Source organism: Ruegeria sp. YTSA226, from assembly GCF_059609905.1.
Genome location: NZ_JBXWMQ010000002.1, coordinates 49298 through 75086, shown reverse-complemented (window position 1 = coordinate 75086; position 25789 = coordinate 49298). Strand labels below are relative to the sequence as shown.

Sequence of the window (25789 nt, the reverse complement as noted above, 5' to 3'; positions counted from 1 at the left end):
GTTCGGACCCCGTATCCGAACACCAATGAAACAGTTCCTTATGTCCAAGGGTTGAAAACCGCTTCAGTGATTAAAACGATACCCGCTCTGTTAGCAAATTAGACACTCAACTAGAGGTCCAGTGCTGCGGTGCAGCTGACGATGGTTTGGTCCGCAACTTGGACATCGGCACCCAAAAACTCGCTGCGCTGTGAACGAACGGCCGGTTTTCTCTCTGCATCGCGGCTGACGCCTTTGTTGGTAGCCTTGCTGCACTTGCGAGTATTATAGCTGTGCCACTTCCGGTATGGGCTCTTTCCCGGCATTCTCTGCAATCGACCTAAAGGTCCGCTTTGGCGCCCACAAATATGGAAAACCCGATGCATCAAGTAGAATAGGGCCCCTGCGATCTCACAATCGCGGCGTAAACCGGCCCTACATACTTGTTACTTCACGAAGGCACGCCTGCCGCTCAATATGATCTACCTTTCATAAAGCGTAAATATGATCTGCGGATCATACGGCATGAAAGGCAGCCGCCCGACGTCGCACGCCAGCAACAATGGCTTCCGCCAATGGTTGTGGAAACTCATCCGGCAGGTCGGCTAGTGTTTTGTCCAGGGCGGGTTCAAGCTCTGTCGCGACGTTCGACAAGACCTCTTCCGCCAGCGCCACACCAAAACCTGCCGCCTTCGCAGCCTGCAGGAAATGACGCGGCACGACCTCGTTGATCCGGTAGTGACCGTCGACCGCCATCGCGAGGCGCATCCGGTTCTGGCGGATTTGACCATCATCCACGGCTTTCTGGGCGCTCAGCACATCATAAAGCGGGGTCATGCGGAAACCTCCGGGGCGCAATGCAATGCTGAAGTTCTTGGCGTGCCCGTCCGTCGCTCCCAAAAGCCAAAACAGCACCTGCGCGCGAAAGAAGGCACGCTGATCTGCTTCAGGGTCATCACTACCAGTCAACATCCCGATCCCTTCAGTGATCCCCGGCCCGCCATCCATTTGGTATTTCTGGCTGGGTGGAACTGTGAGCGCCTGGCAAAAGTCTTCCTGCGGGAGGCGGATCAACCGGCCATCTTTGGTCCAGCGCCGATCGAACCGGGTCACAACAAGGCTCCGCACGTCCTCGAAGTCGGCAATCTCGACTTCAGCCACATCCATGCCCATGGCCCGACAGAGGTTCATGCAGAAAAATTCGTTCTCAACACTGTCAGACAAATCGATCCCTGCGGGCAGAACGCCAAGCTGCGTCTTGAGGATATGGGTCGTGGGGGTGAGCCCCGATGGACGGATCCACGCTCCCTCATGGCGCAGCAGCGCCGTTTTCTCCTGCGCCCCTGCGATGGAAATGCGGAAGTCGTCTTCCTCATCCAAGCCAAGCGGAGCACTTGCAAGGTTACGCAGCATATCCGCTATCTGCGCTTCAGATACGGGTTCCCCCTCGAGTGCGCCAACTTCGGAGATCTCACCCGAAACAAACTGCAAAGCCCCCACGCAATCGCGCCCGATCTTCTCCAGCATGTGCCACGCGTCCGTGCCGCCCGCACGCACCCGTGCAGCAACGCGTTCTCGTATCGCCTGATTGTCCGGCAGCAGGTTTTCCAAGTAGGCGATAACAGGGCCGCCCTGGTGTGCCTCTTCACGCAAAGGCAGCGAAAGCGAGATGGGCATGGCATGTTCCCATGCCAACCAGTCCGGATCATAGGTAAAGCTGATCGCGCCTGAACCAGCGAGACGCAAAGCCCCCACCAATCGCCCGTTCAGAAGCACCTGCATCGTGCCGCTACGCCCGTGTTTGGCCATCAGAAGATATCCTCAATCTCAAGCGAGCCACCGCGCTCCACCAATCGGAACTCAAGCCCAAGTGCCGCCATGACAGCGAGCACCGTGGCGAGCTTGGTTCCCGCGTCGCCATTCTCGAGCGACGAAATCGTCGCGACGCGCAAATTCGTACGCGCGCTGATGTCGCTTTGGGTCCAGCCGCGCGCTTTGCGCGTCCGGCGAAGTGCCTCGCCGATCTGCTCGGCCGTTCGTGCTGTGAGGTCCATGATGCGGCTCCTTTTACGGCACAGCGTAAATCAAAATAAATTACGCTGCAACGTAAATATCTACTTATTACGCCATGGCGTAATAATCGATCTACATTCAGGTTCGCAACAAATCCGTTTCCTCGCGCTCGAAAGCTGTCGCCCTCGGCCTCTGCCATTCTGCCTTCAAAGCGCCACATCACCGTCCTGCCCTAGGTATCCGGCGCAAAATCCCCAAACCGAGCAAGTATTGTCTGCCCAGCCTCAGGAGACTACGTGTCTTTTTTCCAGCTCGAAGAAATCTCAAGGCGTCGCTGGCAACGGGAGATTACGACACCTAAGTTGAGTTCATGACTTTGAGAAATTACTGCAAGCCAATTCGGAGAAAATTCAGATGCAAGACGTTGAGTACGTGAAGTCCGTTCTGGCCCAAGAATATGAAACGTCGCATCCTCATGAAATTAAATATCCGGATTTAAGCGACGTGATTGATGGCAATGAATTCGACTACCCCGCTGGGACTGTGTTTGGCGAAAAACCGAATGGCAGTAAAAGCCCCGAGGGACATGATTATCTCTGGTTCAAAGACGGAGAGAAATCGATCCTGACACATCGGTTCATTGTGGCTGTAACTATTGGCAAGTGGGTACCGAGGGATTTCGATGTGGACCACATCAACCATAATCCATCTGACAATAGACCGGAAAATCTTCGCGTCGTCACTAGACGCGACAACAACGGAAATCGGCGCAAAGTCCGATTGTCTGAGCTTGCTGACCTCAATGAGGTTACTTCCGCGATGGCTGATCGCAAGGCGAAGAAGACTCAAGAAATTCTGGAACCGCAAGAAACGATTGAAGACCCATTTGCTGAAATCCTGAACACCGGTCCCGTAACCGAGCCTTTTTTCACCGGCGAAACGAAGCCCGCTGAACATAGCAACGGAACATGGCATAAAACAAACTTGGGGTCTTGGCATCTTAAATTCGAATGACGATTGTATCGCCAATGCGGTCGCAGAAAATATGCGCAAGAAACGCATTTTCACACGCTCCTTCTCACGCTCGCAGCCCCGCCGCGCGCACCTGCTCAGGCGTCACCAGCTTTGACGCGATCAAGTCCTCAATCTGCCGGTTGGTAATATGGCGGCACAGGGGATGTCGCTCGTGGATCCACTCGGCGAGGCTGGCGCGGCCTTTGGCTTCGGCTTCTCGCGCTTTCTCACGAACCGCCAGTATCTGGGCAAGGCCCTTCTCCCACCGGCGCATCTTGAACCAATTGTCCGAGAAACAGACCTTGCTCCGCGTGTAGCCTTCGCTTTCCTTCGCATAGGCTTTGACCGCCTGAAGCAGGTCATCGGGCTCCGCCCCGGCCTTCACGGCCGCTGCGATCAGGCGCAACGTAGTTCGTCGGTCCCGGATCCTGTCTTCGGGATAGGCCGCCAGGATCTTCTCAGCTTCAAGATCTTCAACCTCCTCCGCCGCCTCGCGCCTGCGCGTAGGTGGTTTATGGATGGTTTTAGGATGGTTTGGGGTCCACCGTGAACCCCGTACCCCGTTCACTGTGGACCCCGTACCGGGTTCAGACTGGACGGGGTTCACAGTGACCCCCGTCTCAATGTCGGGCTCAGCCGTGGGCTCGAGCGCGGCGACGCGTTCCAGAACGATGCGGTAAATGACGGTGTAGCCGTTCTTGCACTGCCGCCGCCCTGTCTCGATCAAAATGCCTTCCCGCAGGAAGTCGATGATGGTGCGCTTCACTGTGCTCTCGCTGAGCTCTGTGTGGCGCTGGATCGTTCCTTTGGAGCACCAGATGCCCGAGCCATCATCGCTCGCCTTATCCGCCAGGAACATGATGATCTGCTTGCGCGCGGCGCTGCCAAAGCGGCGCTCGGCGCATTCGTTTGCGATGCGCCAGCTCATTGGACCACCTCGCCGGTCAGAGGTCGCGAAAAAGCCGACTGAGCGTTTGCGGAGCGGTAGTGGCCCGTGCTAACGTCTTCCGAAAGCTGACAGGCTTTTTCTAATTGGCCCCAGTTCACAGTTGCCGCTGTGACGGGGCCTTTTTCGTTTTGAACCGGCGAAGTTGGCTTTGAAACTTTCGCTTTTTGTTCACTTTTTGTCAGGGGGTGTTTTGCACCCTTAACCTGTTGTTTTCGCTGGCGCTCTTTCTGGATTGCAAATCCGTGTACACCGGTTCGATTCCGGTACTCGCCTCCAATACTTTCAAACAGTTGCTTCGCATTCGGCTTTTCGAGCCTGCGACATGCCGTCTCGCTACGGCAGTGCTCTGCTGAGTGAAGCTTGACACCGGATTGATCAGAAGGCGGTGGACTCACTGGCTCGGCCGGTAAATTTGACCGCTCTATCGAATCCACGCGATATGCCCTTTGAAGTAACTGGCCCGCGAATCCTTTCGTCTGGATATCTTCGAGGCGCAAAGCCCAAACTCGCCTGCCGTCATTTTGCATGTGGCTGACCAAACATGCCGCTGACAGGCATTGGCAGGTCGCTTTTCCATTCTCGATGATTTCCGTGCGTCTGCCGCGCTTGACAAGCCCCCTGCCCGTGCCGCATGTCCCATCCGTTGGTGTCTGCACATGCAGATGAAAAGGGAATGCGTCAGCGGTCATCCGTCAAACGCAGCCGCCCCCGCGACCGTGACCGGAGAGGGTGCCCAAAGCCACTGGCCAGACAGGCCGGGAAGGCGGGACATCTGCCAGAGGCCAGCCTCTGACATCCGCAAGCCGGGAGACCTGCCAACATCCGAAGTTGAAACCGGACGGGGTGATCCGGTGTCGGGCCCATGTCGCAATACGTGGCCCGCATGAAACCCCGTCCCCCGCGAAGAGGATTTGGGGGGATGAGAGACATGACCGAGACCACACCTGTTGAACTGCTGGTGTGCACGACCTGCCGCCGCGGCCTGCCCGTCGAGAATGATGCAGATCGTCCTGGGGCGTTGCTGCACAAGGCGTTGGAGCAGGCAGAACTTCCTGATGGCGTCACTTTGAAGGCAGTAGAATGCCTTTCAAATTGCGATCAGGGCTGCTCGATTGTGCTGCGTGGCGGACCCAAACGTTGGACCTTTGTCTATGAGCATCTCGATGAAACCGATCATGTCGAGACCATTGTTGAAGGCGCGACCAAATATCTCGCGACCCAAGATGGCCTCGTTAAATGGCGCGAACGTCCTGAACATTTCCGCAAAAACTGTGCGGCCCGCATTCCCCCGATTGGAGCTTAGATATGAGCAATCTCGAAAAACTGCCCGTCACTGTGATCACCGGCTTTCTGGGCTCGGGCAAGACCACGCTCGTGCGTCATCTGATGCAGAACCCGCAGGGCAAGCGCCTGGCCATTGTGGTCAACGAGTTTGGAGATGTTGGCGTCGATGGCGATATCCTCAAATCCTGCGCGATCCCCGATTGCCCGGCGGAAAACATCATGGAATTGGCCAATGGATGCATCTGCTGCACCGTGGCAGATGATTTCATCCCGACCATCGAGGCGCTGATGGCGCTAGAGCCGCGCCCCGATCACATTCTGATCGAAACCTCTGGCTTGGCCCTGCCCAAGCCGCTGCTGAAAGCGTTCGACTGGCCGGATATCCGCTCGAAAATCACCGTGGATGGCGTAATTGCTCTGGCCGATGCCGAAGCTGTGGCCGCCGGTCGCTTTGCCCCGAATGTCGCTGCGGTGGATGCCCAGCGCCTGGCCGATGACTCGATTGATCACGAAACGCCGCTATCCGAGGTGTTCGAGGACCAGATCTCCTGCGCCGACATCATTCTGCTGACCAAGCCTGATCTTGCTGGCCCCGAGGGGGTCGCCAAGGCCAAGGAAATCATCGCGGCAGAGGCTCCGCGCCCGCTGCCCGTGGTCGAAGTGGCCGAAGGCGCTGTGGATGTACGTGTTGTGCTGGGGCTTGAGGCCGCTGCCGAAGATGACATGGAGGCACGTCCCAGCCATCACGATGGCCACCACGATCACGAGCATGATGATTTCGAAAGCATCATTGTCGAGCTGCCGGAACAGACCGATCCGGCCCAGCTGGTCGCCAATATCGAACGTCTGGCGAATGAACTGAACATCCTGCGGGTCAAAGGCTATGCCGCTGTTACCGGCAAACCCATGCGCCTTTTGGTGCAGGCAGTCGGGGCCCGTGTGCGTCATCAGTACGACCGCCCGTGGGAGCCAGGTGAAGAGCGTCGCTCGCGTCTGGTGGTCATCGCCGAGCATGACGACATCAAAGAGGCTGAAATCCGCGAAATCCTCGTGGGTGTGACCGAGGCCGCCGAGTAAGCCATGCACGTCGTCTTCCGCGAAAGCCATGGGTTAGAGGAAACGGAGACCCCAACCGATCTGGGCCAGAGCCCGGCGGATCTGGTGGTGCTGTCCTTTTCCGACAGTGACCTTGGCGCTTTCGCGGCAGGCTGGCATCGTGGTGGCGGACCCGAAGGTCGGATGCCGACCCTGCGGCTGGCCAATCTAACGGCGCTGAAGCACCCGCTTTCTGTCGACACCTATGTCGAGCAGACGCTGGAGGGCGCCAAAGGCATTCTGATCCGCCTGATCGGTGGCGTGCCCTACTGGTCCTACGGATTGCAGCAGGTTCTGGCACTGGCCCACGCCAAAGGCATCGCTGTGGCAGTCCTGCCGGCGGATGGACGTGAAGATACGCGCCTGGATGACTATTCTACCCTGCCCGTTTCAACCCTGCGGCGGCTGGCGCATCTTTGCGACACAGGCGGTGAGGTCGCAGCGCAGGCTGCGCTGGCGCAAATGGCGCTGGCCGCGGGGCTTTATTCTGGCCCGGTGATGGGGGCCAAGACGATCCCGGAATGTGGCGTATGGTGCCCGGATCGCGGTGTGATCCCGGCGGATACCGCATTCGCCGGTGATGCCAAGCGCATCCTCGTGACCTTCTATCGCGCCTATCTGACCTCGGCAGACACTGCCCCGGTCGCGGCCTTGATCCACCGCCTGCGTGCGCGTGGGTTTCAGGCTGTTGGCCTATTTGCGCCGTCGCTCAAAGCCCCTACCGCCGCTGACTGGCTGCGCGAACAGGTCGTAGCGCTGGCCCCCTCGGCAATCATCAACGCCACCTCCTTTTCGGGCAAAGGCGCCTCGGGAACGTCTCCACTGGACGCCGCCAATGTGCCGGTATTTCAGGTCGCCCTGTCCACCGCACGCCGCAAGGCCTGGGTCGATGCAGAACGCGGGCTGTCCCCCGCCGACCTCGCCATGCATGTGGTCCTGCCCGAGGTGGATGGCCGCATTTCGGCGGGCATCGCTTCGTTCAAGGAACCGGGCAAGCGCGACCCGTATCTGGAATATTCCCGTTTTGCCCACCGCCCCGAGCCGGAACGGGTTGAGGCGATCATTGATCGGGTGGACGGCTGGCTGCGCCTAAGCGACAAACCCAAACCAGATCAGGTCCCAGCGTTGGTGCTGTCGACTTATCCCGGCAAGGACTGGCAGATGGCCCATGCGGTTGGCCTGGATGCATTGGCCTCGGCCGAGGCGATGCTGTCCGATCTGCAGGCTGAAGGCTATGACACAGCACCCGGCGAACCGATAGCCGAGACGCTTTTGGATGCGCGACTTGCTTGGCCGCTCGCGGCCTATAAGACCGCGCTGGCAGACTTGCCGGAACAATTGCAAACGGATCTGCAATCCATTTGGGGCAAGCCTGAGGACGACCCGGTTTTTGCCGATGGTGCGTTCCACTTTACCGCCTTGAACCGGGGCAAGACACTGATCGCGCTGCAACCGGAACGCGGCACGCCCGAGCTGCGCGATGACGACTATCACGATCTTTCGCGCACCCCGCGCCACAGCTATGTTGCCTTCTATCTCTGGCTGCGTAAGGGGCATGGCGCGGACGCGCTGATCCATATCGGCGCGCATGGCACGTTGGAATGGCTGCCAGGCAAATCGGTCGCCCTGTCCCAAAACTGCTGGCCTGAGGCGTTGGTCCGAGATCTGCCGGTGATCTACCCCTTTATCGTGAATGACCCCGGCGAGGCCGCACAGGCCAAGCGCCGGATCGGGGCGGTTACACTGGGCCATATCCCGCCCCCGATGCGAACATGTGACACGCCGGACCGTATGGTGCGGCTGGAATCCCTGCTTGACGAATTCTCGAACGCCGACGGGCTGGACCCCAAACGCCGCGACCGACTACAAGAAGACATACGGGATGAGGCGCAGGCCATTGGTCTGGAAAGCGATCTGGGTCTGGATCAGGCAACCTGTACCGCCGAAGCGATCACCCGTATCGACCGATTTGTCTGCGACATCAAAGAAAGCCAGTTCGGCGACGGCTTGCACGTCTTTGGCCGCGTCCCCGAAGTGACCGGCAATTTTGATGCCACGCCTTCAGCGCATGCGGAACGTCAATCACTTTTGGACGCACTGGCCGGGAAACGGATCGAGGCTGGCCCGTCTGGCTCACCCTATCGCGGGCGCTCGGACGTGCTGCCGACAGGGCGAAATCTTTACACCACCGATCCGCGTTCGGTTCCAACACGCGCGGCATATACCCAAGGTGTCAAACTGGCCGAGGAACTAGTGCGGCGGCATCTGCAGGAAGAAGGCGATTACCCCAAGGGGCTGATTGTCGACCTCTGGGGCTCGGCCACGATGCGCACTGCGGGTGAAGAATTCGCCATGGCGCTTCACCTACTGGGTGTGAAACCGGTTTGGGACAAGGGGTCGGAGCGGGTTTCCGGTATTGAGGTGCTGCCAATCACTGATCTCAGCCGTCCACGGCTAGACGTGACCTTGCGTGTCTCGGGCCTGTTCCGCGATGTATTCCCAACGCTTTCTGCGCTGTATGGCCAGGCAGTGCGAGCATTGTGTGAACGGGACGAGGCCGCAGACTGGAACCCATATGCCGGGCAGGCACCGGCCGCCCGTGTCTATGGCCCCGCCCCCGGCAGCTATGGCCTGAACATGACGCAGCTATCCGAAATCTATACGGACGAAGCGCGCACACAGGCCGGTCAGGCTTGGCTGGACGCCAGTTCCTTTGCGCTTGAGGGCGAGCAAATTGCACGGGATGTCGATGGTATAACCCAACGCGTTGCCCACGCCGATAGCTTTGTTCACCTTCAGGACCTGACCGAAACCGATCTGCTGTTGGCCAATGACTATGCCACGCATGAGGCCGGTTTTGCCGCCGCCAAGAAAGTCACTGGCGGTACTGCGCAGCTGTACCATCTGGACAATACCAACCCAGACACACCCCGCGCCCGAACCCTCTCTGAGGAAATCAGCCGCGTTGTCCACGCGCGCGCGGCTAATCCTGACTGGATCGCAGGAATGCAACGGCACGGATTCCGCGGCGCCGCCGAGATCGCGGCAACGCTGGATCATATGGCAAGCTTTGCCCATCTATCGGGAACCGTTGCACCGCATCTGTTTGACATCTACCACGATGCCACACTGGGTAACGCCGAGGTTGATGCCTTTCTGCAAGAGAAGAACCCACAGGCGCATCAGGCCATGCAGGATCGGTTCCGTGCGCTGCTCGAGGCTGGCCTGTGGAACACGCGCCGAAACTCGATCCGAGCCGATCTGGAGGGGTTGGGATGAGTGCACCGATCGTTCAGGGCTGGTGCCCCGGCGCCCATCGCCCGATGATGTCGGGGGACGGGTTGGTCGTGCGGGTTCGGCCGCGGTTGGCGCGCCTTGAGGCAGCGCAGATGTTAGGCCTGTGCGAACTTGCCGACCGGTTCGGCAATGGCACCATTGACCTGACCAACCGGGCCAATCTGCAACTGCGCGGTGTGGCCGAGGCCGATCACCAACCTTTGCTAGAAGAACTCGCTGCGCTGAACCTTTTGGATGCGGAACCGGGTATCGAGGTGCGGCGCAATATTCTGGTGACGCCGCTCTACCAATCCGGCGATCTTACCGCACGACTGACGCAGGAACTGATCGACCGGTTGGGTGAATTGCCGTCGCTACCAGCCAAGTTTGGGTTTGCCATCGACACCGGACCAAATCGCCTGTTGGTCGGGGATTCGGCGGATATCCGGCTGGAGACAGGCCCCGACGGGCTGATCCTACGCGCTGATGGGGCCGAAACAGGGCGTCGCGTGACCGAAAAAATCGCCATCGACCACCTGATCGCGCTGGCCGAATGGTTCGCGGATCACCACACTCCGGAGGCCCGGCGCATGGCCCGCGTGGTTGCGTCACAGGATTTGCCGTCAGAATGCCAAGGCAGCGCACCGGGTGATGTTGGCGCTCTGCCTGAACCGGGCATCGTGGAACTGGGTGCGTTTTACGGAGCCGCGTTCGGTCAGTTGCCAGCGCGCGGGCTTGCGGGGCTGATTGAGACCTGCGGTGCCTCTGCGCTGCGGGTCACCCCTTGGCGGCTGTTCCTGATGGAAGGCGGGGCGGCGATACCCGCCCCAGCGTTCGTCACCGATGGCACCGACCCGCTGATGACCACTGACGCCTGCCCCGGCGCCCCGCTCTGCCCGCAGGCGCAGGTGGAGACCCACGATATCGCCCGCGCGCTTGCCTCGCGTATTCCCGGCCACTTGCATGTCTCGGGCTGTGCCAAAGGATGCGCGCGCATGAGACCAGCTGATGTCACCCTGGTCGGCCACGATGGTCGATTTGATCTTGTCAAACAAGGCCGCGCGGGAGATGAGCCAAACCTGCGCGGGTTAAGCCCCGAAACACTTATGACCATGGACTTCTCCTGATGCCCTATGAATACGAAACCGACGGCGCGGCGATCTACAAACAAAGCTTTGCCACCATCCGGTCCGAGGCCGATCTGGCACGGTTCGACGCCGATGAGGAACAGGTCGCCGTTCGGATGATCCACGCGGCAGGTATGGTGGGGTTGGAAGAGTTCGTGCATTTCTCACCCGGTTTTGTGACCTCGGCCCGTGCCGCGGTGGAAGACGGCGCACCGATCCTGTGCGACGCCCGCATGGTCAGCGAGGGTGTCACCCGGTTCCGCCTGCCCGCCGATAACGAGGTGATCTGCACCCTGCACGACGAACGTGTGCGTCCGCTGGCTGCCGAGATGAGCAACACCCGGTCCGCCGCTGCGCTGGAGTTGTGGCGCCCGCATCTGCAAGGCGCCGTGGTGGCCATCGGTAATGCGCCCACCGCGCTGTTCCACCTGCTGAACATGCTGGAAGACCCCGACTGCCCGCGCCCTGCGGCCATCATCGGCTGCCCGGTGGGCTTTGTCGGTGCGGTCGAATCTAAAGACGCTCTGTGGGAGGCGCAGCCTGTGCCGTCCTGCATCGTCAAGGGCCGCCTCGGCGGCAGTGCCATCACAGTCGCAGCCATCAACGCCATCGCGAGCCGCGCCGAATGAACGCGGGCAAGATATACGGCGTGGGCCTCGGCCCAGGCGATCCGGACCTTATGAGCGTCCGGGCTGACCGCCTACTGCGCACTGCCCGTCACGTGGCCTTTTTCCGCAAACCGGGTCGCAGTGGTCAGGCGCGCAAGATCGTCAATGGCATGATCCCCGAAGGCGCGGTGGAATTCCCGATGGAATACCCCGTGACCACAGAAATTCCATTGAGTGATCCGCGGTACAATGAGCTGCTCTCGGCGTTTTATGAAGATTGTGCCGCGCATCTGAAGACATTGTCGGATCAGGGCGAAGACGTGGTGGTCCTGTGCGAGGGTGATCCGTTCTTCTACGGATCATTCATGCATCTTTACAATCGACTACGCGGCGAAGCTGAAGTTGAAGTCGTGCCTGCGATCACCGGTATGTCCGGCGCGTGGACCGCAACCGGCGACCCCATCACCTGGGGAGACGACGTATTGACCGTGCTGGTCGGCACATTGCCCGAAGACGATCTGGCCCACCGAATGGCCCAAACCGACGCGCTGGTAGTGATGAAGATCGGGCGCAATATAGACAAAGTGAAGCGGGCCCTGAAGACGGCCGGTTTGTATGACCGTGCTTGGATCGTGGAATACGCTCAGATGCCCAATCAACGCGTGTGCAAATTGTCGGAAAATTGCGAGGGGATCACTCCGTATTTCTCGATCATCATCGTTCACGGACAAGGGCGGCGGCCATGAGCGGTTGGGTCAAGATAGCAGGACTCGGGCCAGGAAACGAGGCTTTGGTGACGCCCGAAGTAACCGCTGCGCTGGCTGAGGCGACGGATGTCGTCGGCTACATTCCTTACGTCGCGCGCATCGCCGAACGCCCCGGCCTGACTCTGCATGCCAGCGACAACCGGGTTGAGATCGACCGCTCTCAGCATGCGTTGCAAATGGCGGCCGAAGGGAAGCGCGTAGTGGTCGTATCCTCGGGCGATCCGGGCGTATTTGCCATGGCAGCAGCGGTGTTCGAAGCGCTGGAAAACGGCCCCCGTGAATGGCGCGACCTACCGGTTGAGGTGCTGCCCGGGATCACTGCGATGCTTGCGGCCTCCGCCCGCGCTGGTGCCCCGCTGGGGCATGATTTCTGCACCATCAACCTGAGTGACAACCTCAAACCTTGGCCTCTGATTGAGAAGCGCCTGCGTCTGGCCGCGCAAGCGGATTTCGCGATGGCGTTTTACAACCCCCGCTCGAAATCCCGCCCCGAAGGCTTTGTCAAAACTCTGGAAATCCTGCGCGAAGAATGTGAACCCGAGCGGCTGATCCTGTTCGCCCGCGCTGTCAGCCGGGCGGATGAGGCAATCCGGATTTCAACCTTGGTCGAGGCCACGCCTGATATGGCCGATATGCAGACCGTTGTCATCGTCGGCTCATCGCTGACCCGCGTGATAGAACGCGCCGGTGACCCGATCGTCTATACGCCGAGGTTCACCCCGGAATGAGCCAGCCAGTCCAGAACCTGCGGAACGCTCGACAGTTCCAGCCGCTGCGGCAGGGCTGGACGGTCGATCATCAACACCGGTATGTCCAGAGCCCGCGCGGCGTCCAGCTTGGCGCGCGCGCCGGCGCCGCCCGCGTTCTTGGATACCACCAGCTGCGTGCCGTGGCGCTGCATCAACGCCCGGTCATCAGCCTCGGCAAAGGGTCCGCGCGCCACGACAACCTCGCAATTCGGCAAGGGCAGGACATCGGGTTCATCCACCAGCCGCAACAGGTAATGGTGCTGGGGCTGGCTGACGAAATCTTCGAGATGCATGCGCCCGACCGCAAGAAACACGCGCTGCGGATTACCGGACAAAGCGGCCACCGCTGCGGCGATATCCGGGACGCGCAGCCAGGTGTCACCGGGCTGCGGTGCCCATTCGGGCCGTGTCAGCGCAACAAGTGGAATCTGCGCCGCATGGCAGGCCTCAATCGCGTTACGGCTCATCCCGGCAGCAAACGGGTGGGTCGCGTCGATAACGTGGCTTATGCTGTGGTCATGGATATATTTCACCAGCCCTTCGGCCCCACCGAACCCACCAACACGCACCGGCAGGGCTTGCGGGCGCGGGTTGTCCACGCGTCCTGCATAGGAGTAGGTCGCGGGAATACCCCGGTCGGCAATGGCTTTTGCCAGCGCGTTGGCCTCGGTCGTGCCGCCCAATATCAGGAGGTTGGACATGTCTGAAGCTCCGTGGCTGACCGTTTTGGGTTTGGGCGAAGATGGACTGGATGGCTTGCCCCCCGCAAGCCGTCAAGTGCTGGAACGCGCTGAAATCATCATGGGGCCACCGCGACACCTGTCCTTGGTTCCCGATTTCGGAGCCCAGCAGGTGGAATGGCCTGTGCCCTTTGCCGATGGTCTGCCGATCCTGACCGGTTTTCGCGGACAATCAACCGTGGTTCTGGCCTCGGGTGATCCGTTCTGGTTCGGCGCCGGATCCGTGATCGCGCGGAATTTCGAAGCCGGGGAATGGGCCGCCCTACCCGGCCAATCCACTTTTTCGCTGGCCGCTGCGCGGTTGGGTTGGCCGCTGGAAAGCACGCAGACATTTGGTCTGCATGCAGCCCCGCTGACCCGCCTGCGCCCCCATCTGGCCCCCGGCCTGCGCGCGATTCTGCTATTGCGCGATGGCAAGGCCGTGACCGAGCTGGCCACCTATCTGACCGACACTGGTTTTGCCGACACACATCTGCACGTGATGGAGGCCTTGGGTGGCCCGCGCGAACGGGCGCGCAGTGTCTCGCTGACCGAGGCGCTGCTGGGTGGGTTCGATCACCCGGTCTGCGTCGGGCTCGAGGTTGCTGGCGGCGGGCAGGCCTTTCCGCGCGCCTCTGGCAAACCGGATGAGATTTTTGAGACCGACGGCCAGATCACCAAACGCCCTATCCGTGCGCTGACCCTTTCGGCGCTGGCCCCGCAGCGGGACGAGCATCTGTGGGACATTGGCGGCGGCACCGGGTCAATCAGCATCGAATGGCTGATGTGTGATCCAACGCTCAGCGCCACAACGATCGAACCCCGCGAAGACCGCGCCGAGCGCATTCGCCGAAATGCCGACGCGCTGGGTCAAGACCGGCTGCAGGTGGTGCACGGCACCGCCCCGGATGCGCTGAACGGCCTGCCCCTACCCGATGTCGTGTTCATTGGCGGCGGGCTGAGCAGTGAGCTGTTGCAATGGCTGCATACAACCCTGCCCTCCGGCACGCGGCTGGTGGCCAACGCGGTGACGCTGGAGAGCGAAGCGCTGCTGGCGCAATGGCAGGATATGCTGGGCGGTGAGCTGCTGCGGATCGAATTGGCACAGGCTTCGGCCCTGGGGCCACGGCGCGGTTGGAAATCGGCCTATCCGGTGGTGCAATGGAGCGTCACGTTATGATCGTCGCAGGCATCGGATTTTCCTCGACCGCTACGCTGGACAGCCTGCGCGCCGCCTATGATCAGGCGAGTGCCGGCCACGCTGTGGACGCGCTGGCCACAGTTGCCGACAAGGAAGGTCACGCCGCGCTGACAGATTTTGCCTCGACCATTGCCCTGCCGCTGCATTTCATTGCCCCCGCCGATCTGGCCGGGCAGCGCACCCTCACCTGCTCGACCCGCAGCCGCGCCACCTATGGCACCGGCAGCGTCGCCGAAGCATCCGCCCTTGCCGCCGCCGGAACTGGTGCGCGGCTGATCTCACCCAGACAGATTTCAGACGACCGGCTGGCCACCTGCGCCATCGCCATCGGAGGACAGACATGACCGTTCATTTCATTGGCGCCGGACCGGGTGCCGCCGACCTGCTGACCTTACGGGGGCGCGATATCATCGCCGCTTGCCCGGTCTGCCTATATGCGGGTTCGCTGGTGCCAGAGGAAATTCTGGACCATTGCCCCGACGACGCCAAGATCGTGAACACGGCGGCGATGGATCTGGATCAAATCATGGCCGAGATCGAGACCGCACATCAGGCCGGTCTGGATGTTGCGCGACTGCATTCCGGCGACCTGTCGGTCTGGTCGGCGATGGGCGAACAAATCCGCCGCCTCAAGGAATTGGGCATCCCGGTCAGCGTGACCCCCGGCGTGCCGTCTTTTGCCGCTGCGGCTGCATCATTGGGCACGGAACTGACCCTGCCCGGACTTGCGCAATCAGTGGTCCTGACCCGGACACCGGGACGCGCATCGTCGATGCCCGAGGGCGAGACGTTGGCGAATTTTGCGCGTACCGGGGCGACGCTGGCCATCCACCTGTCGATCGGCAATCTGGACACTGTTATCGCCGATCTGACCCCGGCCTATGGCGCCGAATGCCCGGTGGCCGTGGTCTACCGTGCCAGCTGGCCCGATGAGCGGATCATCCGTGCGACGCTGGCGACGCTGAAAGACACGCTGGACGAGAGCATCTCACGCACAGCGCTGATCATGGTGGGTCCAGCACTGGCTGGTGAAGGGTTTGACGAAAGCTGCCTGTATTCTAAGGATTACGACCGCCGGTATCGCCCGCAAAGCGCGGACAGCCCTTGGTCAAGCTGGAGCCATGGTGATGACTAACCCTCCGGGCATTCTGATTTCGGCACCGTCTTCGGGGACTGGCAAGACCACCGTGATGCTGGGCCTGCTGCGTGCGCTGGCCGAGGATGGCCTGACCGTCCAACCATTCAAAAGCGGCCCTGACTATATCGACCCGGCCTTTCACCGGGCGGCGGCTGGGCGCGCCTCGTTCAATCTGGACAGCTGGGCGATGGGCGATCCTCTGCTGAACGCAATATCGGCACAGGCTGACGGCGCGGATATCGTCGTAGCCGAAGGATCGATGGGTCTGTTCGACGGTGTCGCCAAACCCGGTGAGATTGGCCATGGTTCTAGCGCGGAAACCGCGCAGCGTATGGGCTGGCCTGTGGTGTTGGTTCTGGATGTCGGCGGTCAGGCGCAATCAGCTGCAGCCACGGCGCTGGGGTTTCGGATGTACAACCCCGACCTGCCCTTTGCCGGGGTAATTTTGAACCGCTGCGCCAGCCCGCGCCACGAGCGTCTGACCCGGTTGGGTATGGAACGTGCAGGCCTGCCGGTTCTGGGCGTTCTGCCACGACGCGGAGACCTGACACTTCCCGAGCGGCACTTAGGTTTGATCCAGGCAGTGGAACATCCCGATCTGGAAAGCGCTATTGTCGGCTATGCTGCGTTCCTGCGTGAACATGTCGATCTGGAGGCGATCAAGCGGGCGGCTTCCTCAAGCCCAGATAGGCCATCGTCAGCCGTGCCGCCGCGCCCTCCGGCGCAGCGGATCGCACTGGCCCGGGATGCTGCGTTTTCGTTCACCTATCCGCATTTGCTGGAAGGCTGGCGCACGGCGGGTGCAGAAATCCTACCGTTTTCACCACTGGCGAATGAAGCCCCTGCCCCGGATGCCGATCTGGTCTGGCTGCCGGGTGGGTATCCCGAGTTGCACGCAGGCACATTGGCCGCCGCCAACACCTTCCAGACTGGGCTGCGCAAACATGCCGAGACAAGACCTGTGCATGGCGAATGCGGGGGCTACATGGCGCTGGGTCAGGCGTTGATCGACAAAGAGGGTGCCCGGCACGAAATGGCGGGCCTTCTGGGCCTTGTGACCTCCTATGAAAAGCGCAAGTTCAACCTGGGTTATCGCAAGGCGGAATTATTGGCCCCAATGGCCGGATTTGCCGAAGGCACAGCGCTACGCGGGCATGAGTTCCACTATTCCTCGATCATCGAACAGCCTGACGCCCCGCTGGCGCGCGTGTTCGACGCCGAAGGCGCGGAAGGCCCGCAAACCGGATCGGTGCGAAACAATGTCACCGGGACATTCTTTCATCTGATCGCCGAGGCCTCGGCATGAGTGGTTTTGTGTCCTTCATCGGTTCAGGCCCCGGCGACCCGGAATTGCTGACGCTGAAGGCGGTGGACCGGATGCAGAAAGCTGATGCGGTGCTGTTTGATGACCTCAGCAGTGGCCCGATCCTGAGCCACGCGCGTGAGGATGCCGATCTGGTTGGGGTCGGCAAACGCGCCGGGCGCCCCTCGCCCAAGCAGGATCACGTCAGCCGCTTGTTGGTCGAATATGCACAAACCGGTCAGCATGTTGTGCGGTTGAAATCCGGTGATGGCGGCATGTTCGGCCGGCTTGAAGAAGAACTGGTGGCCCTGCAAGAGGCCGGGATCGACTATGAAATCATCCCCGGCATCCCCTCGGCGGTAGCGGCGGCGGCAGCGGCGGGCATTCCGCTGACCCGGCGACTGACCGCGCGGCGTGTCCAGTTCGTCACCGGCCACGATGTCAGCGGCAAACTGCCCGAAGATCTGAACCTGGCAGCTCTGGCTGATCCACAGGCTACGACCGTCGTGTTTATGGGCAAGCGCACCTTTCCCCTCTTGGTCGGGGCCTTACATTCCCACGGCCTTTCGCTGGATACACCTGCATTGATGGCCGAATCCGTCTCGACCCCCGAACAAAAGCTGCAACGCTCGACCATCGGTGCCTTGTCGCAGCAGTTGGAAACGGAGATCGGCACCGCCCCGGCCCTGATCCTGTATGGACCTCTGGCAGAGTTCGAAAATGATTGACCTGACGCTGATCGGTATTGGCACCGGCAACCCGGATCATGTGACATTTCAAGGGGCGCAGGCGATCCGTTCGGCGGACCTGATCCTGATCCCCCGCAAGGGCGAAAACAAGGCCGATCTGGCAGGGCTGCGCGAGCAGATCATCGCTCAGGTCGCGGATACTCCTCCGCAAATCGCGTATTTCGACATTCCCAAACGCCGTGCCGATGATGGCTATTTACGCGGAGTGGACGAATGGCACGACGCGATTGCATTGCGCTGGCAGGAGGCCATCGCAGCCCACCCGAAGGCCCGTCATGTGGCGCTGCTGATCTGGGGGGATCCGTCGCTGTATGACAGTTCGCTGCGAATCGCGGCACGTTTGACCCCTCAGCCAGAAACACGCGTGATTCCCGGCATCACAGCGCTGCAAGCGCTGACGGCGGCCCATGCGATTCCGATCAACGAACTGGGCGCGCCCTATATCGTCACAACTGGTCGTCGCATCCGGGACGAAGGATGGCCGGAAACCGCAGAAAACGTGGCGGTGATGCTGGATGGTGAATGTTCATTCCAAAACCTGGACATGGAAGACTTGGACATTTGGTGGGGCGCATATGTCGGCATGAAAGAGGAAATCCTGATCAAAGGCCCTTTGGCCGAGGTTGCGCAGCAGATTCTGGACCGCCGCGCCCATGCCCGTGCCGACCATGGTTGGATCATGGATATTTATTTGCTGAAAAAGCGCATAATCTGACACAATACGTCGCAAATGATGATTGCACCGCCACAGCTATAGCGGCTAAATGGGGGTGTCTGGTCCTGCCGGAGAAATCCGGATGCTAAGAGGGAATTTGGTGCGACTGCCTCGGTGGTCAACTCCAAAGCCGCCCCCGCGACTGTAAGCGGAGAGCCCCTGTTCAACCAGCCACTCCCGGTTCTCCGGGGGGAAGGCGAACAGAGGCATCGACCCGCAAGCCAGGAGACCTGCCAGGCGCAAAAACGAAACACCGGCCGTCGGGTGCGGCGGCAGAGGAGAATACAAAATGGCAACACAAACGAAAACAGCATCCGCCGCGCGTACAGGCTTTGTTCCGGTCATGTTTGCAGTGGTTCTGGGTCTGGGCCTCATTACGCTGACCGGTCACGTTCAGGCAGCGGCCCTGCATGATGCAGCGCATGACGTGCGTCACGCGACCGGCTTCCCCTGCCACTAAGACCGTGTTCAGTCGTATATTGACCAGCGCGTTGTTCGCTGGTGCTGCAGCGGGGCTGATTGCCGCCTTGCTGCAGTTGGTATTTGTGCAACCAGTATTGTTGCATGCCGAGCTTTATGAATCCGGAGAGCTGGTGCATTTCGGGGCCGAGACCGTATCGGCTCATCCCGAGCTGCCGCGCATGTTCTCTGAACTGACGCGTGATGCGCTGAGTGTCATCTTTACCATGCTGACCTATACCGGCTATGCGCTGGTGATGGTTGCGCTGATGTCGGTAGCCGAAGGTCAAGGGCATCAGATTGATGGCCGGACCGGCGTTCTTTGGGGGTTGGCCGGATTTATCGCTTTCCACCTTGCACCAGGTTTCACCCTTGCGCCCGAAGTGCCGGGTGTCGCGGCAGCCGATGTCTATGCGCGTCAGGTCTGGTGGTTCGCAACAGTTGCAGCAGCCCTTGTCGCCATGTGGTTGATCGCCTTTGGAGGTAACCTGATCAGCTATGTGATCGCCGCGGTACTTCTGTTGGTGCCACATCTTATCGGTGCACCCGAGCCCGATGTTTTCACCGGCCCTGTGCCGACTGAAATTGGAGCGTTGTTCGCGGCACGAGCTTTTGGAATCGGTCTGGTTGCATGGGTTCTGGTTGGCGCGTTCGCTGGCTATTTCTGGCAGAAAGAAGCGCAACATTCCGAAGCAACGGCCTGATCGCACTTAGATTGAACGCGCCGGGTGTAAACTTGGCGCGTTTCCCTATGTTTTCAAGGAAATACAATGACCCGTTCACTTGCTCTATTCGTGATCGGTCTGGTCTTTGGCGGCGGTGCAGGATTTGTAATTGCTGCTGCAAATGGCGTCACATTTGATGGCCACGACCATTCTGATCCGTCTCTTCACGGAGCCTCACACACTGAGACCATGGCCCACGATCATTCCACGGCCCTGAACCTACCGGCAGGCACAGATGCACCTACACTGGACATCGCACTGACACAGGATCCTATGTCTGGCTGGAACCTGCATGTCATGCCAAAAAACTTTACCTTCGCACCGCAGAACGCATCGACCGCAGACATGGCGGGCGAAGGGCACGCGCATGTTTACATCAACGGAGAAAAGCTCGCCCGGCTTTACGGCAGTTGGATGCACATTGATCAGTTGCCCAAAGGCGAGGTCGAGGTTTCGGTTTCGCTGAATTCCAACAGCCATAGCCCGCTTTCGGTAGATAACGTGCCGGTTCGTGCTGCGGTTACGGTTCAGGTCGATTAAAGCGCCGGGATACGCGCACGCAAACACATCCGAAGCCGCCCGCAGGGTCGGGCGTCTTCGATCCAACCCTGGGGGCTGTTCAGGTAAGTACGGCAAGTTTCAGCGATATCCGCAGCATCCGCCACCACATCGACACCCGAAAACACATAAGATGCGCGCCCCAGCGACTGTATAGCCAGCGTCGTGGGTTCCGCGCAGCTGCTGAAACAGGCGTGTTCGCTCAATTCGACCTGATCCGTCAATCCAGCCCTTTTCAGTGCGTCCTTCACAGCCTGCACCTCGGCCGCCCGATCGCGTGCGGTGCCACAGGTTTTGCAGATCATCAGGCGCATCCGATCCAGACCTTTCCCTTCGTCCTGCGCCCGTTTCTGCGGCTTTAAGCGGCGCGGCGCAATCCCGAATGCGCACAAGATTGTGAGTGCGGCGTTCTCACATTTCTGGCAGGATTCCTGCAGACACCTTAAAAGGAGGCCTCTGGATGAAACTGCTTTGGACCGTCTTCGCCCTGCTGGCCCTGCCCGCCTGGGCCGACGAACCGCTCTCGGGATGGGCCGTGTATCCAACGGGCAAAAGCTATGATGAATTAGTCTCGGACACCAAATCGGCGGTTAAGGCAAACGGTCTGATCGTGGTCACGCAGGCCGGCCCCACCAAAGCCGCCGCCGCGCGGGGAATTACAATCCCAGGCAATCTGGTGATCGGCGCCTTCAACAATGACTATGCGGTGCGCGTGCTGGAAACCTCGGTGCGCGCAATGATCGAAGCACCGATCCGGTTTTACGTGACCGAAAACGAAGACGGCACCGCCACCCTATCCTATAAAACGCCCAGCTTTGTATTCGCGCCCTATATCTATGAGGGCGGAGACCCCCTGAGGGACATTGCCCAGGAATTGGATGACACCTTTCAGATCGTGGCCGAAGCCGCTGTCAAATAGTCACACTGGCGTGATGCGCCTTGCGTCCGGGTCTGTCCTCCGCAATCTGCGTTGAAACAGTTTTCGGAGCTATACTGATGCAGGACTCGACGCCCCGCGCTGCGGACATTCTGGCCCAACGGCTTTATGAGGCTGGCTGCCGCCACGCTTTTGGCATGCCAGGTGGCGAGGTGCTGACCCTAGTGGATGCGTTGGAAAAGGCGGGGATAACCTTTCACCTGACCAAACACGAGAACGCGGCCGGCTTTATGGCCGAGGCGGTGCATCACCGCGACGGCGCCCCAGCCATTCTGGTGGCCACACTCGGTCCAGGCGCGATGAACGGGATCAATGTGGTCGCCAATGCGTTGCAGGACCGGGTGCCAATGATCGTGCTGACCGGCTGTGTCGACGCAGATGAGGCGCTGACATACACCCATCAGGTCATGGATCACGCACGGGTCTATCGCTCGATCACCAAAGGGACGTTCATGCTGACCGCCAAAGGCGCGGATATTATCGCAGACAAAGCGGTGTCGCTGGCCAATCAACCGCGCCCAGGACCGGTGCATATCGACGTGCCGATTTCGGTTGCGGATGCGCCTGTGACCGATGTCAAACGCCGCCGTCTTGTCAAACCTGCCGCCGTCGCGCCCGAGGGGGATTGCGTTGAAAAAGCCCGCCGCTGGGTGGCACAGGCCGAACGGCCCATCGCGATTATCGGCCTGGATGTTCTATACGACGACTCGCGCAATGTGGTGCAGGCGTTCCTTGAACATTTTGGCATTCCTTTTGTGACAACCTACAAGGCCAAGGGCGTGGTTCCCGAGGATCATCCACTGTGCCTTGGCGGCGCGGGCCTGTCGCCGCTTGCTGACACCCATCTGGTGCCGCTGGTTGAACAGGCCGATCTGGTGTTGTGTCTGGGCTATGACCCGATCGAAATGCGCCCTGGCTGGCGCGAGATATGGGACCCCGAAGAAAAGCGCGTCATCGACATTTCGGCGGTTCCGAACGATCACTACATGCATCAGGCCGGGTTGAACCTGGTGGCTGATACCGGTGCGACCCTCGAGGCCGTTGCAAAGGGCAACCCTGCCCGCGCCACCTGGCCCGGCGGTGAGCCCGAACAGGTTCGGGCCGCCCTGGCGCGAGCCTTCCCTACTGATGACGTATGGGGTCCCGCCGCGGTAATTGCGGAAACCCGCGCGGTTCTTCCTGCCGAGACATTGGCCACCGCTGACAGTGGCGCACATCGCATCCTTCTCAGCCAGATGTGGGGATGTTCCGAAGAACGCGGGCTGATCCAATCTTCAGCGCTCTGCACCATGGGCTGCGCTCTGCCAATGGCCATCGGGCTGAAACTGGCCGAACCCACGCGCCCGGTCATCAGCTTTTCCGGCGATGCCGGGTTCCTGATGGTCGCCGGAGAACTGTCGACCGTTGCCGAGATGGGTGGTAACCCGATTTTCCTGGTGTTCGTCGACGCCAGCCTTGCCCTGATCGAATTGAAACAGCGTCAGCGGCAAATTGGGAACGTAGGCGTCGATTTCGACCGCCACGACTTTGCAGCTATTGGCCGGGCCTTCGGCGGGAATGGTCACACGGTGCGCACCCGCGCCGAACTGAGGGATGCTCTGGAAGCGGCAACCAAGTCTGATAGGTTCACCGTAATCGCTGCTGAGATTGATCGCGGAGGATATGATGGCCGGATCTGAAGGACCGCTGAAGGGCGTCAAGGTTCTGGACCTGTCTCGCATTCTGGCCGGACCGACCTGCACACAGTTGCTGGGCGATTTGGGTGCCAGCGTTATCAAGATCGAAAACCCTGCCACTAAAGGGGACGACACGCGCCAGTGGGGCCCACCCTATGTCGCTGATGCCGATGGGGTTCCATCGGATCTTAGTGCCTATTTCATGTCAGCCAACCGCAACAAGAAATCGGTCGCCATCGACATCACCACACCCGAAGGTCAGGCGGAAATTCGGCGGCTGGCCTCGTTTGCGGACATTCTGATCGAGAATTTCATACCCGGCGGGCTTGCGAAATACGGGCTGGATTACAAATCGCTCTCGAAGGAATTCCCTAGCCTCGTCTATTGTTCGATCTCAGGCTATGGGCAGGATGGGCCTAACGCATCAAAGCCCGGATATGATCTGATGGCGCAGGGCTATGGCGGTGTCATGTCTCTGACCGGCGATCCCCAAGGGGCGCCGATGAAAGTTGGAGTTGGTATCGCTGATGTCATGTGCGGTATGTATGCCTGCGTTGGCATTTTGGCAGCATTGCGCCATCGGGACCAGACCGGAGAGGGACAGCAAATTGATCTGGCTCTGGTCGATTCCCAGATTGCGTGGCTGATCAATGAAGGCGTGAATTATCTGACATCCGACAATGTGCCACAACGCCGTGGGAATGGTCATCCAAATATCGTTCCATATGACGTTTACGAAACCGCTGATGGCCATGTGATCCTTGCTGTAGGTAATGACAGTCAGTTCCGCCGGTTCTGCGAATTCATCGGCCAACCTGATCTGGCGGATGACGTCCGCTTTGCGACGAATCCGGCGCGGCTGGAAAACCGGGATGCGTTGAACGCCCTATTGCGCCCTGCGGTTCAGTCATATGACACAACAACCGTCATCGCAGAACTTGAGGCACGCAAAGTACCAGTTGGGCCGGTCCAGACCCTGGATCAGGTTTTTGACACCGAGCAGGTCGCGGCGCGGCAAATGCAGATCGCGATGCAGGCTGCCCCGGCCGAGGTAAAACTGATCGGAAACCCGCTGAAATTGTCGCGGACACCGGTTACCTACCGGACGGCTCCGCCACAGTTCGGAGCGGACACTGCAGCAGTCTTGAACGCTAAGAACCCATTTGAAGATTGAAACACAATGCCTTACTAGGCGGCATATTGCTGAAACATGCCGTTGAATCGGCGGATTTTTTCACGTTTTCCACACACAGCTTTTCACCAATTCGAGAGCAGGGCCGATACTGATACGACCCCGCCTGACTCTCTGCTAAATCGAATAAAGTAATAAATCGCAAATGGATTGGATCCCGCGCATGAAACAAGATGTTTTCGGACAGATGAACACTCTTTGCCATTCGGCCAGTGTCGAGGCGTGGAATGGTGTTCTGCTTGGTTTCATGGCGCATTCAGCTGTCACACCCCAGCATCTGGGCAAAGTGCTAGAGCTTGAGCCCGATTTCGCGCTTGGTCACGCCATCAAAGGCCTGTTCCTGGTCTTGCTGGGTCGGCGCGAGATGATGCCAGTTGCAGCGGAAGCGTTGAATGCTGCCAACACCGCTATGGATCGCCAACCGGTAACTGAGCGCGAGCGGCTTTATGTCGACGCGTTGGCCCTTTACCTGTCCGACCTGCCCTCACATGCAATCCAGAAGTTTGAAGAAATTCTGCGCCTCCACCCACAGGACTCGCTGGCGATGAAACTCAGCCACGCAACACGGTTTGTCTTGGGAGATGCCGCTGGTATGCGACGGTCGATCGAACGTGTCCTGCCTGCTTATGAACCCGACCACGCCGGCCGCGGATATCTTCTGGGGTGCCATTCCTTCGCGCTTGAGGAAACCGGGGCCTACGAAAAAGCCGAAATCGCCGGACGTCAGGCACTGTGGATGGTGTCGGATGATGCCTGGGGTCTGCACGCAGTGGCCCATGTGCACGAGATGACCGGCAATGCGCAGCAAGGTCTTGATTGGCTGGCCGGACGCGAGGATGCCTGGGCGCATTGCAACAACTTCCGCTATCATGTCTGGTGGCACAAGGCGCTGATGCATCTGGACCTGGGTCAGGTCGATCAGGTTATGGAACTGTATGACCAGTATGTCCGGCAGGACAAAACCGACGATTACCGTGACATATCGAATGCCACGTCGCTTTTGTCCCGGCTCGAGCTTGAGGGCGTCAAAGTTGGAAACCGTTGGGAGGAACTGGCCGACCTCAGCGCCGCCCGGACCGAAGATGGCTGCCTGATCTTCGCCGATCTTCACTATCTGCTGGCCCTGACCGGCGACAACCGGACCGAAGCGACCGGCAAAATGCTGCAGCGCATCCAGAAAGATGCCCAGCGCAATCAGGGCGACACTCCGATCCGGATGTCGGATCCCGGTATTGCCGCAGCCAAAGGGCTTGAGGCTTTTGGCGACGGCCTTTACGGCGAAGCATTTGATTTCCTGTCGAATGCACGGGACGGAATGCAACTGGCCGGTGGTAGCCACGCCCAACGTGATGTATTCGAGCGCATCACTATTGATTCCGGCCTGCGTGCCGGCCGTTTGGATGCTGTCGAGCGCATTCTAGACGACCGCCGTGCCAAGCGGGCCGGGGGTGAGGACAATTATGCTATGGCGCGCCGCGCATTGATCGATGCGGCCCGCGATAACCAAGACGCACAAAGCGTTCCGGCAGAATAACAAAACAAAAAGACTGAAGAAG

The 25789-nt window shown here is 60.0% G+C and carries 27 protein-coding genes and 2 riboswitches; of the genes, 21 read left to right on the top strand and 6 right to left on the bottom strand.

Features of this window, described 5'->3' with window-relative positions; genetic code table 11:
• Window positions 1-495 precede the first annotated feature (495 nt).
• Together AC2FFF_RS02990 and AC2FFF_RS02985 are read right to left on the bottom strand one after the other, a co-directional pair.
• Window positions 496-1788: a type II toxin-antitoxin system HipA family toxin gene (locus AC2FFF_RS02990; protein ID WP_496882846.1), complete on the bottom strand. Its 1293-nt coding sequence runs from the start codon at window positions 1786-1788 to the stop codon at window positions 496-498.
• Window positions 1788-2033 (bottom strand): helix-turn-helix domain-containing protein, encoded by a 246-nt coding sequence (locus AC2FFF_RS02985; protein ID WP_036560649.1) that lies wholly within the window; start codon window positions 2031-2033, stop codon window positions 1788-1790. Before AC2FFF_RS02985 ends, AC2FFF_RS02990 begins: the two co-directional genes overlap by 1 nt.
• Before the next feature lie 373 nt (window positions 2034-2406).
• On the opposite strand from AC2FFF_RS02985, the gene AC2FFF_RS02980 reads away from it, so the two are divergent.
• Window positions 2407-3006, top strand: a complete 600-nt coding sequence (locus AC2FFF_RS02980) for an HNH endonuclease signature motif containing protein (protein ID WP_496813285.1) — start codon at window positions 2407-2409, stop codon at window positions 3004-3006.
• Window positions 3007-3070: 64 nt separating this feature from the next.
• Here AC2FFF_RS02980 and AC2FFF_RS02975 read toward each other — a convergent pair whose 3' ends face one another.
• Both AC2FFF_RS02975 and AC2FFF_RS02970 read right to left on the bottom strand, forming a co-directional pair.
• On the bottom strand, window positions 3071-3934 hold the full coding sequence (locus AC2FFF_RS02975; RefSeq protein WP_496813283.1) for a hypothetical protein: 864 nt from the start codon (window positions 3932-3934) through the stop codon (window positions 3071-3073).
• Window positions 3931-4482, bottom strand: a complete 552-nt coding sequence (locus AC2FFF_RS02970) for a hypothetical protein (protein ID WP_496882845.1) — start codon at window positions 4480-4482, stop codon at window positions 3931-3933. The genes AC2FFF_RS02975 and AC2FFF_RS02970 overlap by 4 nt, the downstream gene beginning before the upstream one ends.
• A 100-nt stretch (window positions 4483-4582) precedes the next feature.
• Window positions 4583-4789: riboswitch (cobalamin riboswitch) on the top strand.
• Between the two features lie 94 nt (window positions 4790-4883).
• Here AC2FFF_RS02970 and AC2FFF_RS02965 point away from each other — a divergent pair.
• From AC2FFF_RS02965 to cobJ, 7 genes are read left to right on the top strand one after another with little or no spacing between them, the layout of a single operon-like run.
• Window positions 4884-5258 (top strand): DUF1636 family protein, encoded by a 375-nt coding sequence (locus AC2FFF_RS02965; RefSeq protein WP_142632902.1) that lies wholly within the window; start codon window positions 4884-4886, stop codon window positions 5256-5258.
• A gap of 2 nt (window positions 5259-5260) precedes the next feature.
• Window positions 5261-6316, top strand: a complete 1056-nt coding sequence (gene cobW / locus AC2FFF_RS02960) for a cobalamin biosynthesis protein CobW (protein ID WP_142632900.1) — start codon at window positions 5261-5263, stop codon at window positions 6314-6316.
• Window positions 6317-6319: 3 nt separating this feature from the next.
• Window positions 6320-9613, top strand: coding sequence for a cobaltochelatase subunit CobN (gene cobN / locus AC2FFF_RS02955; protein WP_281971827.1), 3294 nt, complete (start codon window positions 6320-6322; stop codon window positions 9611-9613).
• A complete protein-coding gene (cobG, locus tag AC2FFF_RS02950) occupies window positions 9610-10737 on the top strand; it encodes a precorrin-3B synthase (RefSeq protein ID WP_281971826.1) in 1128 nt (375 codons plus the stop codon). The genes cobN and cobG overlap by 4 nt, the downstream gene beginning before the upstream one ends.
• A complete protein-coding gene (locus AC2FFF_RS02945; protein ID WP_281971825.1) occupies window positions 10737-11366 on the top strand; it encodes a precorrin-8X methylmutase in 630 nt (209 codons plus the stop codon). Before cobG ends, AC2FFF_RS02945 begins: the two co-directional genes overlap by 1 nt.
• The gene (locus tag AC2FFF_RS02940) at window positions 11363-12091 is read left to right on the top strand and encodes a precorrin-2 C(20)-methyltransferase (protein ID WP_142632892.1); all 729 of its coding nucleotides are present in this window, start codon (window positions 11363-11365) and stop codon (window positions 12089-12091) included. The genes AC2FFF_RS02945 and AC2FFF_RS02940 overlap by 4 nt, the downstream gene beginning before the upstream one ends.
• Entirely contained in the window at window positions 12088-12840 is a 753-nt protein-coding gene (cobJ, locus tag AC2FFF_RS02935; RefSeq protein ID WP_142632890.1) for a precorrin-3B C(17)-methyltransferase, read from the top strand. The genes AC2FFF_RS02940 and cobJ overlap by 4 nt, the downstream gene beginning before the upstream one ends.
• Here cobJ and AC2FFF_RS02930 read toward each other — a convergent pair.
• Window positions 12813-13562 (bottom strand): cobalt-precorrin-6A reductase, encoded by a 750-nt coding sequence (locus tag AC2FFF_RS02930; protein ID WP_142632888.1) that lies wholly within the window; start codon window positions 13560-13562, stop codon window positions 12813-12815. The two genes, cobJ and AC2FFF_RS02930, sit on opposite strands and share 28 nt — an antisense overlap.
• Between AC2FFF_RS02930 and cbiE the strand changes: the two genes are divergently transcribed.
• From cbiE to AC2FFF_RS02885, 9 genes are all read left to right on the top strand, one after another.
• Entirely contained in the window at window positions 13561-14760 is a 1200-nt protein-coding gene (gene cbiE, locus AC2FFF_RS02925) for a precorrin-6y C5,15-methyltransferase (decarboxylating) subunit CbiE (RefSeq protein WP_281971824.1), read from the top strand. The genes AC2FFF_RS02930 and cbiE overlap by 2 nt on opposite strands.
• Entirely contained in the window at window positions 14757-15125 is a 369-nt protein-coding gene (locus AC2FFF_RS02920; protein WP_142635069.1) for a cobalamin biosynthesis protein, read from the top strand. Before cbiE ends, AC2FFF_RS02920 begins: the two co-directional genes overlap by 4 nt.
• Window positions 15122-15916, top strand: a complete 795-nt coding sequence (gene cobM, locus AC2FFF_RS02915) for a precorrin-4 C(11)-methyltransferase (protein WP_281971823.1) — start codon at window positions 15122-15124, stop codon at window positions 15914-15916. The genes AC2FFF_RS02920 and cobM overlap by 4 nt, the downstream gene beginning before the upstream one ends.
• Complete coding sequence (locus tag AC2FFF_RS02910) at window positions 15903-17225, top strand: cobyrinic acid a,c-diamide synthase CobB (RefSeq protein ID WP_282021863.1); 1323 nt, start codon at window positions 15903-15905, stop codon at window positions 17223-17225. The genes cobM and AC2FFF_RS02910 overlap by 14 nt, the downstream gene beginning before the upstream one ends.
• On the top strand, window positions 17222-17950 hold the full coding sequence (gene cobA / locus AC2FFF_RS02905; protein ID WP_281971821.1) for a uroporphyrinogen-III C-methyltransferase: 729 nt from the start codon (window positions 17222-17224) through the stop codon (window positions 17948-17950). Before AC2FFF_RS02910 ends, cobA begins: the two co-directional genes overlap by 4 nt.
• Entirely contained in the window at window positions 17943-18686 is a 744-nt protein-coding gene (cobF, locus tag AC2FFF_RS02900; protein WP_281971820.1) for a precorrin-6A synthase (deacetylating), read from the top strand. The genes cobA and cobF overlap by 8 nt, the downstream gene beginning before the upstream one ends.
• Window positions 18687-18729: 43 nt before the next feature.
• Window positions 18730-18938: riboswitch (cobalamin riboswitch) on the top strand.
• Window positions 18939-18975: 37 nt separating this feature from the next.
• Window positions 18976-19146 (top strand): CbtB domain-containing protein, encoded by a 171-nt coding sequence (locus tag AC2FFF_RS02895; RefSeq protein WP_142632876.1) that lies wholly within the window; start codon window positions 18976-18978, stop codon window positions 19144-19146.
• Between the two features lie 4 nt (window positions 19147-19150).
• On the top strand, window positions 19151-19849 hold the full coding sequence (locus AC2FFF_RS02890; protein WP_281971819.1) for a CbtA family protein: 699 nt from the start codon (window positions 19151-19153) through the stop codon (window positions 19847-19849).
• A 66-nt stretch (window positions 19850-19915) separates the two neighbouring features.
• Window positions 19916-20410 carry a hypothetical protein gene (locus tag AC2FFF_RS02885; protein WP_281971818.1) on the top strand — a complete coding sequence of 165 codons (495 nt, stop codon included), beginning with the start codon at window positions 19916-19918 and terminating at the stop codon, window positions 20408-20410.
• Here the strand turns inward: AC2FFF_RS02885 and AC2FFF_RS02880 are convergent.
• A complete protein-coding gene (locus AC2FFF_RS02880; RefSeq protein WP_281971817.1) occupies window positions 20407-20820 on the bottom strand; it encodes a DUF1636 family protein in 414 nt (137 codons plus the stop codon). The genes AC2FFF_RS02885 and AC2FFF_RS02880 overlap by 4 nt on opposite strands.
• A gap of 68 nt (window positions 20821-20888) precedes the next feature.
• Here AC2FFF_RS02880 and AC2FFF_RS02875 point away from each other — a divergent pair, with 68 nt between their 5' ends.
• From AC2FFF_RS02875 to AC2FFF_RS02860, 4 genes are all read left to right on the top strand, one after another.
• Window positions 20889-21347 (top strand): DUF302 domain-containing protein, encoded by a 459-nt coding sequence (locus AC2FFF_RS02875; RefSeq protein WP_271947979.1) that lies wholly within the window; start codon window positions 20889-20891, stop codon window positions 21345-21347.
• Window positions 21348-21424: 77 nt separating this feature from the next.
• Window positions 21425-23044 (top strand): thiamine pyrophosphate-binding protein, encoded by a 1620-nt coding sequence (locus tag AC2FFF_RS02870; protein ID WP_281971816.1) that lies wholly within the window; start codon window positions 21425-21427, stop codon window positions 23042-23044.
• Complete coding sequence (locus tag AC2FFF_RS02865) at window positions 23031-24215, top strand: CaiB/BaiF CoA transferase family protein (RefSeq protein ID WP_281971815.1); 1185 nt, start codon at window positions 23031-23033, stop codon at window positions 24213-24215. Before AC2FFF_RS02870 ends, AC2FFF_RS02865 begins: the two co-directional genes overlap by 14 nt.
• A gap of 181 nt (window positions 24216-24396) precedes the next feature.
• Window positions 24397-25767, top strand: coding sequence for a tetratricopeptide repeat protein (locus AC2FFF_RS02860; RefSeq protein WP_271947985.1), 1371 nt, complete (start codon window positions 24397-24399; stop codon window positions 25765-25767).
• The last annotated feature ends 22 nt before the right edge of the window (window positions 25768-25789 follow it).